The sequence below is a fragment of the Streptomyces sp. NBC_00878 genome (assembly GCF_026341515.1).
GTDB lineage: Bacteria > Actinomycetota > Actinomycetes > Streptomycetales > Streptomycetaceae > Streptomyces.
Genome location: NZ_JAPEOK010000001.1, coordinates 6211940 through 6226431 on the forward strand (window position 1 = coordinate 6211940; position 14492 = coordinate 6226431).

The following is a 14492-nucleotide window of genomic DNA, read 5'->3' on the forward strand; positions in this document are numbered from 1 at the left end:
GGAGATTTCCGGGCGCCCCCATCCACGTACACACGCACGCATGTCCCTACGCGATGTGGTCTTCCTGGAGTACCGCCGCGTGGCGGTTGGTGAAGCGGATGACCATCCGGTCGGCCTCGCGCTGCGGGAGCTTGATGCCGTACGTAGCCTCCACATCACCCCTGAACTGGCCCGAGGTCGGGTAGCTGCCGTCTATCGACTTCTTGAAGACCAGGTAGTAGTCCTCCTCGGTCGGCTCCGTGCCACCGCCCGCACCCAGCTCACGGGTACGGCCTGGGCCGGCTGGGATCGGGAAGGTACCGGTGTCCTCCGGAGAGGGCTCCGGGGCGGGGGCCGGTGGCTCCTCGTACTGCTGCGGGAACGTCTCCTGCTCGAATTGCCGCTGGTCCTGGAACTGCTGCAGATCCTCGAACTGCTGCAGATCCTCGAACTGTTCGGCCTGCTGCTCCCCGTACTGCTGGGTGTACGCGGCTTCCGGGTCGTACGACGGGTCGTAGCCACCCTGGTACGCGATGGACTGGGGGTCCCGGGCCTGGAGCCACGGATTCTGCGGCTCGGCGAAGTCCGGCTGCTCGGGGAGTTCGTTGCCCTCGGGAGCGGGACGCTGCGCCCGGGCGGGTGCCGCGTCGTTCTGTACGGCGGGTGCTGTCTCGGGGGTGTGACTGCCCGCAGCCGCGTCGACCGTCTCCAGGGCGGGCCGCGGGGCCGGCGGCAGCACCGCAGGCTCGATGCCCGCCGCCGCCAGACCGGCAGGGGCCGTCTCCGCCAGCGGGACGCCGTAGCGGGCCAGCCGCAGGGGCATCAGGGACTCGACCGGGGCCTTGCGGCGCCAGGCGCGGCCGAAACGGGAACGCAGCCGCGCCTGGTAGACGAGACGCTCCTGCTCCAGCTTGATGACCTGCTCGTAGGAGCGCAGCTCCCACAGCTTCATCCGGCGCCACAGGAGGAACGTGGGCAGCGGCGACAGCAGCCAGCGGGTGAGGCGGACCCCCTCCATGTGCTTGTCGGCCGTGATGTCCGCGATCCGGCCGATCGCGTGCCGCGCCGCCTCCACGGAGACCACGAACAGGATCGGGATCACCGCGTGCATCCCGACGCCCAGCGGGTCCGGCCAGGCGGCCGCGCCGTTGAACGCGATCGTCGCCGCCGTCAGCAGCCACGCCGTCTGCCGCAGCAGCGGGAAGGGGATCCTGATCCAGGTGAGGAGCAGGTCGAGCGAGAGCAGGACGCAGATACCCGCGTCGATACCGATCGGGAACACGTAACTGAAGTTCCCGAAGCCCTTCTGGAGGGCGAGCTCGCGCACCGCAGCGTACGAACCGGCGAAGCCGATACCGGCGATGATGACGGCCCCGAAGACGACCACCCCGATGAGTATCCGGTGCGTCTTCGTGAGCTCCATAGGCGCGGACACCCGTACTCCCCTCCCATGAGGACCTGTTGCGCGCAACAGGGTGGCACATGTGTACGGGCTCCGCGTGCGCGGAGCGAGATGAGCCCGGCCTCCGAGAGGGTCGGGCTCATGTAAATGGCCTGGTCCGGGCGCGAGTTGGGGGCAGCAGGATTGCCGGAATGCCGAATCGGACGCCCCGGATTCCTGCTACGTCCTTCTGCCCACGTCTACTTGCGGTCCTTCATCAGTCCTTCTTCGCGGCGGACTTGGTCGGACTCTTGCTGTCCGCGCCGGGGTCCGCGCCCTGCCCCGAGCTCTGGGTCGGGCTCTTGCTCGCGCTCTTGTCGGGGCTCTTGCCGGGGCTCGGGGTGGCGTCGGAACCGCCCGCGGAGCCGCCGGCCCCGTTCGCCGTCGCGACCGCCTGCACGGCCTCCTTGGCGGCCTTCTGCGCCGCCTTAGTCAGATCGGCGACCTTCGGGGCATCGTCACCCGCCAGACCCGCGCCGTTGTAGTCGACCGTCACGACGACGTTCTCGACGCGCGTCACGACCGTCTGCTGCTTGAAGGTGCCTTCCTTCTTCTTCAGGTCGTACGTCACCAGCGTCGCCTCGTTGCCCATGCCCGTCAGCGGCTGCGACTTGGTGTCCTTCGCACCCGCGACCGCGCGCGCGTCCTCGGTGTGCTTGGCGAAGTACTCCGAGGCCAGCTTCTCGCCCGTACCGCGGGTCGCGTCCGACTCGAAACGCAGCAGGGACACGTTCAGCCAGCGGAACTGCGAACCGTCCACGCCGTTGTTGTCCAGGCTGTCCCAGGAGCAGCTGCCACGCGTCGCCGTGTCGCCCGACTTGCCCTCCTTGCTGGACTTGGCGCCCTTCGGGACCAGCTCCTCCAACGTCTTCGACGTGAACACCTTGCAGGGCTCCGGAAGCTTCGCGTACGCCGCCTCCTTCACCACCGAGCCCGCCTCGGTCGTGGACGCCGACGCCGAGGCGCCGGAGTCCTTCTGCGTGTCGTCGCCGGAGCTGTCGCCGGAGTCCGATGAGCAGCCGGAGGCGACGAGCATCACCGGGACGGCTGCCGCGCCGACAAGGATGCGGGTGAGTCGCTGACGGTGGCGCTGTACGGGTCGGTGCATGGTTCCTTCACTCAAGACGCTCGGGTGTGCGTGCGAACGGCCGCGTCCTCGGTCGGCCGCGCTTGGGTCGGGTCCGAGGGGCCACGCTACGCCGAACGGGACACGTGTTGCTCGGGTTCCGCCCAGTCCGAAACCCCCGCGAACCGTCGCTACTCGTCGAAGGTCTCGGCGAGCTGACTCGCCAGTTTCCGCGCCCTGTCCTGCATGTCCTCGCTGCTCGGGACGTCGGTCGTGGTCGCCGGCTGCTCGTCGTACTGGATCGTCACCACCACGTTGGACGTGCGGAACACCACAGTCACCGTGCGCTGCCGGGAGCTGCTCAGCGCGTCGTCCAGGAACGCCTCGTCGGCCAGGTCGTCGAGCGTGCGGGGCTGAAGGGCGGAGGGGGTGGAGCTGTCGGACGGGCCGGCGGAACCGGTCTCCTCGCCCGACCCGCTGGAGGACGGGTCGGAACTGGACCGGCCCTCCTCCGAGGGGGAACCGCTCTCGTCGGGGGAGGGGGTGGAGGAGCCGGAGGAGCCGGCAGACTCACCCGACTCGGATGAATCAGGCGAGTTGGATGAACCAGATGAACCAGATGAACCAGATGAACCAGATGAATCAGGCGAATTGGATGAACTGGGTGATTCGGATGAGGTGGCCGGCTCCGGAAGGTCCGCCGCCGCTTCCTTCGTCACATAGATCTCCGACGCGCGGTCGTCGTCGCTGACCGCGTTGTCGTACGAGACCACGCGCTCGAAGTCCACCAGCAGGTGATCCGTCGCCGCCGTCGACTCCACCCGCCAACGGCAACCGACCTTCCGGTCCGTGTCGTACGTCTGCGTCGCCGTGCCCTCGTACGCCTTCTCGCGCTGCTCCTCGTCCGTGACCTGCTTGATGCCCGGCAGCAGCGAGTCCAGCGTGCCGTGCGACACCGCGCCGCACGGCTCCGGCAGCGTGCGGTACTTGCCGGGCTGCGCCGCGGTCGCCGACGTGGCCGTTTCGCCCGGCTTCGGGTCGGTCGTGTCGTCGCCGTCGCCCGATCCACCGGTGCAGCCGGCCAGCAACGCCGCGAGGAGCGCGGCGACGCCGGGTACGTACGCCTTCCGCTGCACGGTGGGGCTCCTCTCGACAGGACGCTGCGCTGGGCTCGCGACCGGGTTGTTCTGTGGTGATGCGATTCGTTAATCGGTTGCCGCGCGGGGGCGGCTCCTGGAGACAATGTGTATCGCACGCACTGCTGTGGACGCCGGTCCGTTGTCCCAAACGTTGACCTTGGCGCCGGTTTTGCGATTTATGGCTTCTGTTTGTTTTCCGGGGGAATGAGGACGATATGTCGTACGTAGAGGTGCCGGGCGCGAAGGTTCCCATCCGTATGTGGGCGGACCCGGGCACGGTGGAGGACGGCGCGATGCAGCAGCTCCGCAACGTCTCGACGCTGCCCTGGATCAAGGGCCTCGCCGTCATGCCGGACGTCCACTACGGGAAGGGCGCGACGGTCGGGTCGGTCATCGCGATGCAGGGGGCGGTGTGTCCTGCGGCGGTCGGGGTCGACATCGGGTGCGGGATGTCGGCGGTCAAGACGTCTCTGACGGCCAATGACCTGCCGGGGGATCTTTCGCGGCTGCGGTCGAAGGTTGAGCAGGCGATTCCTGTGGGGCGGGGGATGCATGACAGTCCGGTGGAGCCTGGGCGGTTCCATGGGCTTGCCACTGCGGGGTGGGAGGAGTTTTGGGGGCGGTTCGACGGGGTTGCTGAAGCCGTGAAGTTCCGTCAGGGGCGGGCTACTTTGCAGATGGGGACACTCGGAGCCGGAAACCACTTTGCAGAGGTTTGCATAAGTGAAAGCGGTTCGGTCTGGCTGATGCTTCACTCTGGATCCAGGAACATCGGCAATGCGCTCTTGAAAGACGTGGTCCGCAAGGAGTTCAAGAAGGCCCGAGTGACCTTTGAACCGGAGGTCAGCTGTCACCACAACTACGTCAACCGCGAGCGCTATGACGGCATGGATCTGCTCGTCACGCGCAAGGGAGCCATCAGTGCCAGGGCGGGCGAGTACGGCATCATCCCGGGTTCGATGGGTACCGGTTCGTACATCGTGAAGGGTCTCGGCAACGAGAAGGCCTTCAACTCGGCGTCTCACGGGGCGGGTCGGCGTATGAGTCGTAGTGCCGCCAAGCGTCGCTTCTCGACGAAGGATCTGGAGGAGCAGACGCAGGGCGTGGAGTGCCGCAAGGACTCCGGCGTCGTGGACGAGATCCCAAGCGCGTACAAGCCGATCGAGCAGGTCATCGATCAGCAGCGCGATCTCGTGGAGGTCGTGGCGAAGCTGAAGCAGGTTGTCTGCGTCAAGGGATGACGTGCGACAGCGGGAGGGGGTCCGACAAGCTCCTTGTCGGACCCTCCATTCTTCCTGTGCCTGCTGTTATCCACCCATGCTTGGTGAGCAGAGCTCTCGCCACACGGGAACGACTGTGGCCGGTTCGAAGCGGTGTGACCCCTTCGTGCCCGGGAGGATGATCACGGAATCGAGGAGACCGGAGAGGATCTCGCGTTTCTCACGCAGGCTTGTCCTGTTCCAGGCGGTTCGCGCGTCCACGTGCGGATGCCGCACGGATTGCTGTCCGGCCGTCCACACCTTCTGCTCGTTGACGAGTCGCTTGAGCTCGGCTTCCTCCGACGTCAGTTGTGAGAAATACAGCGCATCACTGATTTCCTCGGCGTACCACTGTTCCTGGAGCAACGATTTTTGTTGTCGCGCCAGTTCCAGCCGGTGCTCGCCGGGCCAGGGGTCTGTGAGGCGTGCACCGAGCGCGTCCTGTCGGTCCAGGATGCCCAAGGCGTACTGGGTGATCGGATCGTCCACCGCAGGACCTTGCCGACTTACGCGACCGCAGCCACCGTCCAGTGCGAGACGGCAGCGGTATACGTACGATTTATCGCTGGGGTGGCCGTTCATTGGCGCGTTGCACATCTGCCCCTGTGTCGTGGGCCTCCCGCATCGCACCAGTCCTGTCAGCAAGTACCTGCCGTGTTCGTAGAGGTGCCCGCCGGCCTTGTCCCATCCACCGGCGTGGCGTTTTTGGTCCAGCATGTCCGCGACGGCCTGCCACTCCTCCGGGGACACGATGGGATTCCACTGGCCGACAACGGGGTATCCGTCGGGACCACGGACCAATTCGCCGTGGAGCTTGCGGTATCCGCAGATGCGTGGATTCCGGAGGATCTGCTTGACCGTCTGCCGTTGCCACGGGTTGCCCAGTGAACTCAAGTGGCCGGACGCGACGAAGTCATGCGTGACAGCCGTGAGGGTCTTCCCTGCGAGGAAGCTCCACACTCCTTGCCGGACGACCTCCGATTCGCTGGGATGCAGCGTGATCCTGTCGTTGTTCCACCCAAAGGGGCGACGCGATGCGACAGGCTCTCCTCGATCGGCACGGGCGCGATGGTTGAGCTTTGCGCGCTGTTGCTGCTTCTTGCTCTCGGTGCGTGAGGCCGCTGCTCCGAGCAGGCCGCGTCGTGCCGCATCCTCCTTGTAGAGGTTGTACGTGCCGAGCTCATCCGCGTATGCGCGAGCGGGGTGCGCAGTAAGGCACTTGAGGAAGCACTGATACGTACGTACATCCCGGTAAAGCCGGTCGTCGGACACGCAGACCACTCCGTCGATCGGATACCCGGTCCTGGTGGCTCCGTCCTTGAGTGCTTCGAGCATCGCGTCGAAGTCGGGACGGGTGACGCCGATTTTGGACGCTGATTTGTCGTTGTCGACATAGCGGTGAACGATGATCATGCGATGTCGGGCGGCGATGCGGGCACAGTGCCTGGCCTGGTCCTCGACGCCGTGGCCGTCTCTCCTGTGCCTGTCACAGGAGATGCGACAGTACGCGACAACCAGGAGCCAGCCGGAATCCCGGAGAGCCAGCGCCTCAGGCAGTGATGGTGCGGTACCGGGGAGGCCCCGGAGTTCTGTGAGTAGAAGCTCAACTTCGGCAGCCTGAGGCCTCGCCTTTCTGCGTCGCTCGGTAGGCGCGTTCGAGCACGCGCTAGTGTCATGTTCAGCCACGGGAAGTACCTGTCTTCCTTGGTGGTCAGGCCTTCGGGCGGGACTGCAATCCCGCCCGAAGGCCGTCGTTTTGATGTTGTGGCGTGAGCCTAGATCGGGAGTTCACGTCCCGTATGAGTGATCTATCTGGTTCACCCTTGTGAGTTATTCGGACGCGGAGGCGTGCGAGGGGAGTTCACACTGCCCGTATGACTGAACTCCCCTTGCTCGCCAGTGAGTTGTTGGGATTTACCGCCGATGCGCGCGTTCTTGTCGTCAATTGCGATGACTTTGGGATGCATCACGGGATCAATGCCGCCGTTGTTCAGGCGATCGAGAGTGGGATCGCCGGCTCGTGCAGCCTGATGGTGCCCTGTCCTGGGGCGGGGGAGGCTATGCGGTTGTTGCGGGAGCGACCGGACGTGGCGTTCGGGGTGCATCTCGCGTTGGTGTGTGAGGCGGGGGTGCGGGGTGGGTGGGGGCCCGTTGCAACGAAGGCTGACGTGGCGTCGTTGCTCGATGAGGAGGGGGAGCTGTATGTGCCCGGCCGGAGTGCCGAGTTGATCGAGCGGGCCCGGATCGAGGACGTTGAAGCGGAGTTTCGGGCTCAGATCGAGGCCGTGGTCGACGCTGGGCTGGAGCTGGCCCATCTTGACTGGCATTGCCTGCTTGATGGTGGGCGCGGGGATATTTTCGAGCTGACCCTCGCGTTGGCCGCTGAGTACGGGCTCGCCGTGCGGGTTTGGGGGGAGGCCGGGCGGCGGAGGGTGCGTGGGCTGCCCGTTGTCGATCACGAATTTCTCGACAGCTTTTCGCTTTCGCTCGACGGCAAGGCGGAGCGGTATGCGCGGCTGTTGCGGGAGCTTCCGGTCGGGTTGAGTGAATGGGCCGTGCATCCGGGGCTGGGGGACGCGGAGTCGCGGGCCGTTGAGCCCGAGGGGTGGCGGGTTCGGCGTAGCGACTACGAGTTTCTCGTCTCGGCCGAAGCTCGTGAACTCGTCCGGGCGGAAGGCATTTTCGTGATCGATTATCTGGGGTTGCGGGAGAAGTGGCGGGCGGGAGGCCGGTGGGTGTGAGGCCAACCCGCCCGGCCCGGTAACTACTTCGCGTGCATTACCGCGTAGATCATTACGAACGCCACGAGGTGGATGCCGAAGAGGAAGTACGCGAGATACCACCAGACGTAGCGTTCGTCCTTCTTCTCCTGGGCCAGGCGGCGCTGTTCCAGGTCCTGCTGAGGGGTGGGCTCGGCGTCCGGCACTACAGCTCCCTGTGGACCTTCGTGTTGGAGGCCTGGGCCCGCGGGCGTACGACGAGGAGGTCGATGTTGACGTGGGAGGGGCGCGTGACCGTCCAGGTGATGGTGTCGGCGATGTCGTCGGCGGTCAGGGGCTCCGCCACGCCGGCGTAGATGCTCGCGGCCTTCTCGGTGTCGCCGCCGAAGCGGGTCAGGGCGAACTCGTCCGTCTTGACCATGCCGGGGGCGATCTCGATGACACGGACCGGGGTGCCGACGATCTCCAGGCGGAGCGTCTCGGCGAGGACGTGCTCGGCGTGCTTGGCGGCCACGTAGCCCGCGCCGCCCTCGTACGTGCCGTGTCCGGCGGTCGAGGAGACGACGACCACCGTGCCGTCGCCGCTCGCGGTCAGTGCGGGGAGGAGGGCCTGGGTGATGTTCAGCGTGCCGATGACGTTCGTCTCGTACATCTGGCGCCATTCGGCCGGGTCGCCGGACGCGACCGGGTCCGCGCCCAGTGCGCCGCCCGCGTTGTTGACGAGGACACCGATCGTCTTGAAGGCGGTGGCGAACTCGTCGACCGCCGCGCGGTCCGTGATGTCCAGCGCGTACGCCGTCGCTTGGCCGCGCGCCGTGTTGATCTCCTCCGCCAGCGTCTCGATACGGTCCTTGCGGCGGGCGGTGAGAACGACCCGGTAGCCCGCGGTCGCCAGCTGCCGGGCCGTCGCGGCACCGATTCCGCTGCTCGCGCCGGTGACGACGGCGATGCGGGAGGCGGCGGCGGGCGCGCCGGAAACGGCGGAAGCGGCGGGTGCGGCGGCGGTCATGGGCTGCTCCTCGGGGGAGGGCGCGGGCGCTGGCCGTGGTGCGGGGCCGCCGCTCGCTCGTACGGTCGATTGCTTCACCGGCCAGGATAGGCGGGCGGGGTGTACGGCCGACCGGTGACCAGGTGACCAGGTGACCAGGTGACCAGGTGACCAGGTGGCCTGGTGGCCTGGTGACCAGGTGGCCAGGTGGCCAGGTGGCCGCGGGACCTGGTCGCCTGGTGGCCGCTTGATCTGGTGCACGGGGGCGGGGGCGGTGGGAAAATCGAGGTGGGTGATCCCCTGTGCTGGAGGTGGATCATGGGACAGGCGCGTGAGGTCATGGACCGGCTCACGGAGGCGCTCACCACGACTCCGGACATCAAGGCCGTCGGTGAACTGTTCGCGGCGGACGCGGTCGCCGTCACGCCCGACGAGGGAGAGATCCACGGGCGCGACAACATCGTCGAGTACTGGAAGCACATGACGGAGGCGGTCCCGGAGGCGACGTTCGAGGCGGTGTACTCGTGCGAGGTCGGCGACACCGCGATCGACGAGGGCTACTTCAGCGGCAAGAACACGGGGCCGCTGGTGCTGCCCTCCGGTGAGTCGCTGCCCGCGACCCAGAAGGAGATCCGGATCCGCGGGGTCGACTTCGCGACCATCGACGCGGACGGCCGGATCGCCAGTTACCGGCTCTACTTCGACCAGATGGACTTCCTGGGGCAGTTGGGGCTGCTGCCCGACGAACTGTCGGCCTGAGGGTTCGGGCGGGCCGGGGGCGGCTGCTGCCCGTGGGCCTGGCTGCCCTTCGGTCTTCCGGCTTGGTTGGCTTCCCGGCTTGGTCGGTCTTCCGGCTTGGTTGGCTTCTCGGACTGGTCGGCCTCCCGGACTGGTCGGCCTCCCGGCCTGGTCAGCCTCGCGGTGCGTACATGATTACCGCCATGCCCGCGAGGCAGATCAGTGCGCCCGTCACGTCCCAGCGGTCGGGGCGGAAGCCGTCCGCGATCATGCCCCAGGCGAGGGAACCGGCCACGAAGACGCCGCCGTACGCGGCGAGGACGCGGCCGAAGTTCGCGTCGGACTGGAGCGTGGCGACGAAGCCGTACGCGCCGAGGGCCATGACGCCCGCGCCGATCCAGACCCATCCGCGGTGTTCGCGTACGCCCTGCCAGACCAGCCATGCGCCGCCGATCTCCAGAAGCGCGGCGAGGACGAACAGGGCTGCGGAGCGGAGGGCGAACATGCGGTCACTTTGGCATGCCCGTATCCGGGGGCGTGGGTCCCCCGGCCGTGGCGGTGGCCGGGGCGCCCGAGGCCGATCTCGCCTATCACGGGCATCTGTCGATGACGGGAGTAACTGGCGCGCAGGCCGTCAGGGCGTCGGCTTGTCGTAGCGCTCCCGTGCCTCGTTGACCTTCTCGATGTGCAGTTCCGCCCAGTCCTTCACGGCGGTGAGCAGGCGGCTCAGGCTGGTGCCGAGCGGTGAGAGTTCGTAGTCGACGCGGACGGGCACGGACGGTGTCACGGTGCGCGTCACGATGCCGTCGCGCTCCAGTGAACGCAGCGTCTGCGTCAGCATCTTGGGGCTGACCCCGGCGATCTTGCGGCTGAGGTCGCTGTAGCGCATCGGGCCCGCGGAGAGCGCGGCGACGACGAGGCTGACCCACTTGTCGCTGATCCGGTCGAGCAGTTGGTTGGTCGGGCAGTTCTTGAGGAACGCGTCGTACTCGACCCGTGCCTGTTCGCGGCGCTGGGCCGCGGTCGTGGTCGCCATCGTCCGCTCACCTCCGGGTGAGGTACGCACTTTCAAGTGCCTACTTACTCAGAGATAGTAACTCTTCCTAAGGTTGTTGCAACAGGTCGGAAACCCGGCCGGCAGGTGCATATCTCCTTGAGGGAGCGTTGACATGCGTGCAGTAGTGGTGACGGCGTTCGGTGGTCCGGAGGTCGTGGAGGTGGTCGAGACGGACGTGCCGGAGCCGGGCGACCGGCAGGTGCGGATCAAGGTCGCGGCGGCGGCGCTGAACCCGGTCGACGCGGGGGTCCGCGCGGGTGTGTTCGGGGGCGCGGGCAAGCGGATCGGGCTCGGCTGGGACGTGGCCGGGACGGTGGACGCGACCGGGGCGGCGACGGACTGGGCGGTGGGCGACGAGGTGGTCGCGCTCCAGCACGGCACGGCCAAATCCCTTGGTACGCACGCCGATTACGTGGTCGTGGACGCCGACGCGGTGGCCAAGGCGCCCGCCTCGGTCGACAGCGTGCACGCGGCCACCCTGCCGTTGAACGCCCTCACCGCTGCCCAGGCGCTGGACCTGCTGGACGTCCGGCCCGGCCAGAGCCTCCTGGTGACGGGTGCGGCCGGTGCCGTGGGCGGTTACGCGATCCAGCTCGCCGCCCATCGCGGGATATCAGTGACAGGGCTCGCCCGGGAGGCCGACGAGGAGCTCGTACGGTCGCTGGGGGCGGCCCACTTCACGGCGGGCGCCGTCGCGCCGGGCAGCGTGGACGCGGTTCTCGACGCTGCGGTTCTCGGCGCGGGCGCGCTGGAGTGGGTGCGGGACGGGGGCGCGTACGCCGGGGTCATTCCCGGGGCTGAGCCTGCCTCGGTGCGTGGGGTGCGGGTCGGGGCGGTCGAGGTGGCCGCGGACGGGGCGCGCCTCACGGAGTTGGTGGGGCTGGTCGATGCGGGGGTGCTGACGGCTCGGGTCGCCGAGACCCTGCCGCTCGCCGAGGCGGCGAAGGCGCATGCGCGGCTGGGGGAGGGTGGGGTGCGGGGGCGGGTGGTGCTGGTTCCGTGAGCCGTCACCAGCGGACTCGGACAGCTTCGGCTTGAGTTGCGTCTGCGGGCCGGTGGGGGCTTGTCGCGCCCACGCGGCGGAGCCGCATATCGATACAGCCCCGCGCCCCTTGAAGAGTGCGCCCTCTCTAAAAGGGTGCCCTCAGTGTGTGCCCTGTGCGTACGCCGTCGGGGGTACGCCCACCGTTGTCGTGAAGTCGCGGATCAGGTGGGCCTGGTCCGCGTAGCCGAGGTCTGCGGCCAGGGTGGCCCAGTCGACGGACGGGGTGGACTCGGCGTGCTCCAGGGCCTCGTGGATGCGGTAGCGGAGGATGATCCACTTGGGGCCCACGCCGACGTACGTGGAGAAGAGGCGCTGCAGCGCTCGTACCGTCATGCCCTCCGTGCGGGCGAAGTCCGTGACGCGGCGGATCGTACGGTCGGTGCGGATGCGCTCGACCAGGGCCATCGCCTGGTCGGCGCGGGGGTCGGGGGCCGGGTCGAGGCCGAGCAGGAACGCGTCGAGCGCGGCCACCCGGGCGTTCTCGTCGGGCGGGGTGAGTACGGCTTCGAGGTCGCCCCGTGCGGCGGGGAGGACGTCGGCCAGGGGGAGCCGCTTGCCCGTCCAGTCGGACACCGGGTGCCACGGGGCGAAGGGGTGGAAGGCGCCGGGCCGGAACTTGATGCCGCACACGCGTCCCCGCCCCTCCAGCTTCTGTGTGAAGAGCCCGAGCTGGATGCCCGTGGCCTCGACGAAGGGGTCCTGGCCCTCGAACTGCTGGAAGACGATGTGCACCGCGGGGTGCGGGACGACATGGGAGACGTACGGCTCGGGAAGGTCCCAGTCGATCAGCCAGTAGTACTCCACGTGGTGGCGCAGCGCCTCGGCGGGCTCGGGGCGGCGGAACTCCACGTGTGCGAAGAGCTCCGCGGGGTCGACGATGCCTCTGGTGTCACGGCGTGGGGCGGCCATGTCGGGATAGTAGGACGGGGCACTGACAATGGCGCGGGAGAGACGGGCGCGGGGCGGGTGCGCCCAAGGGTCTCCGGCGTCGCCTTCGTCGCTGCCTCCGCCTCCGCCTCCGCCTCTGGCGCCGGCGCCGTGGGAATAGCTTGGCGGGGGCCGTCGTTCTGCGGGTATAGTTGAATCGTAAACAAACCTGCGGAGGATGAGGCAGCCATGCAGTTCGGGATCTTCAGCGTCGGCGACGTCACGCCGGACCCGACCACGGGCCGTGCGCCGTCCGAGCACGAGCGGATCAAGGCCATGGTCGCCATCGCGCGGAAGGCCGAGGAGGTCGGGCTCGACGTCTTCGCGACCGGTGAGCACCACAACCCGCCGTTCGTGCCGTCGTCGCCGACCACCATGCTCGGCTGGATCGCCGCGCGCACCGAGAACCTCATCCTCTCCACCTCCACCACCCTCATCACCACCAACGACCCGGTGAAGATCGCCGAGGACTTCGCGATGCTCCAGCATCTGGCGGACGGCCGCGTGGACCTGATGATGGGGCGCGGCAACACCGGACCGGTCTACCCCTGGTTCGGGCAGGACATCCGGCAGGGCATCAACCTCGCCGTCGAGAACTACGCGCTGCTGTACCGGCTGTGGCGCGAGGACGTCGTCGACTGGGAGGGCAAGTTCCGTACGCCGCTGCAGTCGTTCACGTCGACGCCCCGGCCGCTGGACGGCGTGCCGCCGTTCGTCTGGCACGGCTCGATCCGCTCGCCCGAGATCGCCGAGCAGGCCGCGTACTACGGCGACGGGTTCTTCCACAACAACATCTTCTGGCCGGCCGACCACACCAAGCGGATGGTCGAGCTGTACCGGTCGCGGTACGCGCACTACGGGCACGGCACGGCGGAGCAGGCGATCGTCGGGCTCGGCGGCCAGGTGTTCATGCGCAGGAACTCGCAGGACGCGGTACGGGAGTTCCGGCCGTACTTCGACAACGCGCCCGTGTACGGGCACGGGCCGTCGCTTGAGGACTTCACCGAGCAGACCCCGCTGACGGTCGGTTCGCCGGAGCAGGTGATCGAGAAGACGCTGTCGTTCCGGGACTACGCGGGCGACTACCAGCGGCAGTTGTTCCTCGTCGACCATGCCGGGCTGCCGCTGAAGTCCGTGCTGGAGCAGATCGACCTGCTGGGCGAGGAGGTCGTGCCCGTGTTGCGCGAGGAGTTCGCGAAGAGGCGGGCGGCCGGGGTGCCGGAGGCTCCGACGCATGCGGCGCGGGTCGCCGCGGCGGCTGCGGCCGACGCCGGTGCGGGTGCCGGTGCCCGTGCCGGTGCCGGTGCCGGTGCCGGTGCCGGCAAGGAGGTGGCCTCGTCATGAAGCTCGTCGTCGTTTCGGCGGGGCTGAGTGTTCCGTCGTCCACGCGGTTGCTGGGTGACCGGCTGGCCAATGCGACCGCCGAGCGCACCTCGGCGGACGTCCAGGTGGTGGAGCTGCGTGACCTCGCGGTCGAGATCGCGCACAACTTCACCACCGGTTTTCCGGGGCCCGCGTTGGGTGCCGCCCTGGAGGCCGTGGCGTCGGCGGACGGGCTGATCGTCGTCACGCCGGTCTTCTCCGCCTCGTACAGCGGGCTGTTCAAGTCCTTCTTCGATGTGCTGGATCCCGAGGCGCTGGCCGGGAAGCCCGTGCTGATCGGTGCGACCGGGGGGTCCGCGCGTCACTCGCTGGTCCTGGAGCATGCGTTGCGGCCGCTGTTCGCGTATCTGCGGGCGGTGGTTGTGCCTACCGGGGTGTACGCGGCCTCGGAGGACTGGGGTGCGGAGGGGCTCGTGGAGCGGATTTCTCGGGCCGCGGGGGAGTTGGCGGGGTTGATGAGTGGCCTGGCGGCCGGGCGGGGTGCGGTGACGGTGTCGGCGACGCCGGCACCGGAGTCTGTGCCTGTGCCTGTGCCTGCGCCTGTGTCGTTGCCGGCGCAGGGGGCGGTGGAGCTGGTGCGTGGGGGTGGCTTTGAGGTTGTTCCCTTTGAGCAGCAGCTGGCCGCGTTGAGGAGCGAGTAGGGGGCGTGGCGTTGCCGGCCCCGATTTCCTCGGAGGCCCGTCGTGTTTTGTCCGCGGGCTGTGGGGGCTGGGCGCGCAGTTCCCCGCGCCCCTAAAGGGGCGCCCCCGT

15 protein-coding genes are annotated in these 14492 nt (G+C 68.2%); 6 read left to right on the forward strand and 9 right to left on the reverse strand.

What is annotated here, in order from left to right:
* Window positions 1-46: 46 nt before the first annotated feature.
* The 3 genes from OHA11_RS26800 to OHA11_RS26810 all read right to left on the reverse strand — a co-directional run bounded on the left by OHA11_RS26800 (window position 47) and on the right by OHA11_RS26810 (window position 3622).
* Window positions 47-1402 (reverse strand): DUF2637 domain-containing protein, encoded by a 1356-nt coding sequence (locus tag OHA11_RS26800; protein WP_266500582.1) that lies wholly within the window; start codon window positions 1400-1402, stop codon window positions 47-49.
* Between the two features lie 235 nt (window positions 1403-1637).
* The gene (locus OHA11_RS26805) at window positions 1638-2528 is read right to left on the reverse strand and encodes a DUF3558 family protein (protein WP_266500584.1); all 891 of its coding nucleotides are present in this window, start codon (window positions 2526-2528) and stop codon (window positions 1638-1640) included.
* Between the two features lie 149 nt (window positions 2529-2677).
* Window positions 2678-3622: a DUF3558 domain-containing protein gene (locus OHA11_RS26810; RefSeq protein WP_266500585.1), complete on the reverse strand. Its 945-nt coding sequence runs from the start codon at window positions 3620-3622 to the stop codon at window positions 2678-2680.
* A gap of 218 nt (window positions 3623-3840) precedes the next feature.
* Here OHA11_RS26810 and OHA11_RS26815 point away from each other — a divergent pair, with 218 nt between their 5' ends.
* Window positions 3841-4866 (forward strand): RtcB family protein, encoded by a 1026-nt coding sequence (locus tag OHA11_RS26815; protein ID WP_266500586.1) that lies wholly within the window; start codon window positions 3841-3843, stop codon window positions 4864-4866.
* 66 nt (window positions 4867-4932) lie between these two features.
* Here OHA11_RS26815 and OHA11_RS26820 read toward each other — a convergent pair whose 3' ends face one another.
* On the reverse strand, window positions 4933-6570 hold the full coding sequence (locus tag OHA11_RS26820; RefSeq protein ID WP_266500587.1) for a recombinase family protein: 1638 nt from the start codon (window positions 6568-6570) through the stop codon (window positions 4933-4935).
* A gap of 188 nt (window positions 6571-6758) precedes the next feature.
* Here OHA11_RS26820 and OHA11_RS26825 point away from each other — a divergent pair, with 188 nt between their 5' ends.
* A complete protein-coding gene (locus OHA11_RS26825) occupies window positions 6759-7625 on the forward strand; it encodes a polysaccharide deacetylase family protein (RefSeq protein ID WP_266500588.1) in 867 nt (288 codons plus the stop codon).
* Window positions 7626-7648: 23 nt separating this feature from the next.
* Here the strand turns inward: OHA11_RS26825 and OHA11_RS26830 are convergent, their stop codons facing one another.
* Together OHA11_RS26830 and OHA11_RS26835 are read right to left on the reverse strand one after the other, a co-directional pair.
* A complete protein-coding gene (locus tag OHA11_RS26830; RefSeq protein ID WP_266500589.1) occupies window positions 7649-7810 on the reverse strand; it encodes a hypothetical protein in 162 nt (53 codons plus the stop codon).
* A complete protein-coding gene (locus OHA11_RS26835; protein ID WP_266500590.1) occupies window positions 7810-8613 on the reverse strand; it encodes an SDR family NAD(P)-dependent oxidoreductase in 804 nt (267 codons plus the stop codon). Before OHA11_RS26835 ends, OHA11_RS26830 begins: the two co-directional genes overlap by 1 nt.
* Before the next feature lie 297 nt (window positions 8614-8910).
* On the opposite strand from OHA11_RS26835, the gene OHA11_RS26840 reads away from it, so the two are divergent.
* On the forward strand, window positions 8911-9351 hold the full coding sequence (locus OHA11_RS26840; RefSeq protein ID WP_266500592.1) for an ester cyclase: 441 nt from the start codon (window positions 8911-8913) through the stop codon (window positions 9349-9351).
* Between the two features lie 151 nt (window positions 9352-9502).
* Here the strand turns inward: OHA11_RS26840 and OHA11_RS26845 are convergent, their stop codons facing one another.
* Together OHA11_RS26845 and OHA11_RS26850 are read right to left on the reverse strand one after the other, a co-directional pair.
* Window positions 9503-9835 carry a YnfA family protein gene (locus OHA11_RS26845; protein WP_266500594.1) on the reverse strand — a complete coding sequence of 111 codons (333 nt, stop codon included), beginning with the start codon at window positions 9833-9835 and terminating at the stop codon, window positions 9503-9505.
* A 129-nt stretch (window positions 9836-9964) separates the two neighbouring features.
* Entirely contained in the window at window positions 9965-10366 is a 402-nt protein-coding gene (locus OHA11_RS26850) for a helix-turn-helix domain-containing protein (protein WP_266500597.1), read from the reverse strand.
* 133 nt (window positions 10367-10499) lie between these two features.
* On the opposite strand from OHA11_RS26850, the gene OHA11_RS26855 reads away from it, so the two are divergent.
* Entirely contained in the window at window positions 10500-11390 is an 891-nt protein-coding gene (locus OHA11_RS26855) for an NADP-dependent oxidoreductase (RefSeq protein WP_266500600.1), read from the forward strand.
* Window positions 11391-11531: 141 nt separating this feature from the next.
* Here OHA11_RS26855 and OHA11_RS26860 read toward each other — a convergent pair whose 3' ends face one another.
* Window positions 11532-12341, reverse strand: a complete 810-nt coding sequence (locus tag OHA11_RS26860) for a helix-turn-helix domain-containing protein (RefSeq protein WP_266500602.1) — start codon at window positions 12339-12341, stop codon at window positions 11532-11534.
* A 207-nt stretch (window positions 12342-12548) separates the two neighbouring features.
* On the opposite strand from OHA11_RS26860, the gene OHA11_RS26865 reads away from it, so the two are divergent.
* Both OHA11_RS26865 and OHA11_RS26870 read left to right on the forward strand, forming a co-directional pair.
* Entirely contained in the window at window positions 12549-13703 is a 1155-nt protein-coding gene (locus OHA11_RS26865; RefSeq protein WP_266500605.1) for an LLM class flavin-dependent oxidoreductase, read from the forward strand.
* Complete coding sequence (locus tag OHA11_RS26870) at window positions 13700-14383, forward strand: FMN reductase (RefSeq protein ID WP_266500606.1); 684 nt, start codon at window positions 13700-13702, stop codon at window positions 14381-14383. Before OHA11_RS26865 ends, OHA11_RS26870 begins: the two co-directional genes overlap by 4 nt.
* Window positions 14384-14492 lie beyond the last annotated feature (109 nt).

What these genes read in the sequence shown, in the direction of transcription:
- OHA11_RS26855 (WP_266500600.1), top strand. Translation starts at nt 10,500, where the DNA reads ATGCGTGCAGTAGTGGTGACGGCGTTCGGTGGTCCGGAGGTCGTGGAG.
- OHA11_RS26835 (WP_266500590.1), bottom strand. Translation starts at nt 8,613, where the DNA reads ATGACCGCCGCCGCACCCGCCGCTTCCGCCGTTTCCGGCGCGCCCGCC.
- OHA11_RS26870 (WP_266500606.1), top strand. Translation starts at nt 13,700, where the DNA reads ATGAAGCTCGTCGTCGTTTCGGCGGGGCTGAGTGTTCCGTCGTCCACG.
- OHA11_RS26815 (WP_266500586.1), top strand. Translation starts at nt 3,841, where the DNA reads ATGTCGTACGTAGAGGTGCCGGGCGCGAAGGTTCCCATCCGTATGTGG.
- OHA11_RS26845 (WP_266500594.1), bottom strand. Translation starts at nt 9,835, where the DNA reads ATGTTCGCCCTCCGCTCCGCAGCCCTGTTCGTCCTCGCCGCGCTTCTG.
- OHA11_RS26825 (WP_266500588.1), top strand. Translation starts at nt 6,759, where the DNA reads ATGACTGAACTCCCCTTGCTCGCCAGTGAGTTGTTGGGATTTACCGCC.
- OHA11_RS26850 (WP_266500597.1), bottom strand. Translation starts at nt 10,366, where the DNA reads ATGGCGACCACGACCGCGGCCCAGCGCCGCGAACAGGCACGGGTCGAG.
- OHA11_RS26865 (WP_266500605.1), top strand. Translation starts at nt 12,549, where the DNA reads ATGCAGTTCGGGATCTTCAGCGTCGGCGACGTCACGCCGGACCCGACC.
- OHA11_RS26800 (WP_266500582.1), bottom strand. Translation starts at nt 1,402, where the DNA reads ATGGAGCTCACGAAGACGCACCGGATACTCATCGGGGTGGTCGTCTTC.
- OHA11_RS26840 (WP_266500592.1), top strand. Translation starts at nt 8,911, where the DNA reads ATGGGACAGGCGCGTGAGGTCATGGACCGGCTCACGGAGGCGCTCACC.
- OHA11_RS26860 (WP_266500602.1), bottom strand. Translation starts at nt 12,341, where the DNA reads ATGGCCGCCCCACGCCGTGACACCAGAGGCATCGTCGACCCCGCGGAG.
- OHA11_RS26805 (WP_266500584.1), bottom strand. Translation starts at nt 2,528, where the DNA reads ATGCACCGACCCGTACAGCGCCACCGTCAGCGACTCACCCGCATCCTT.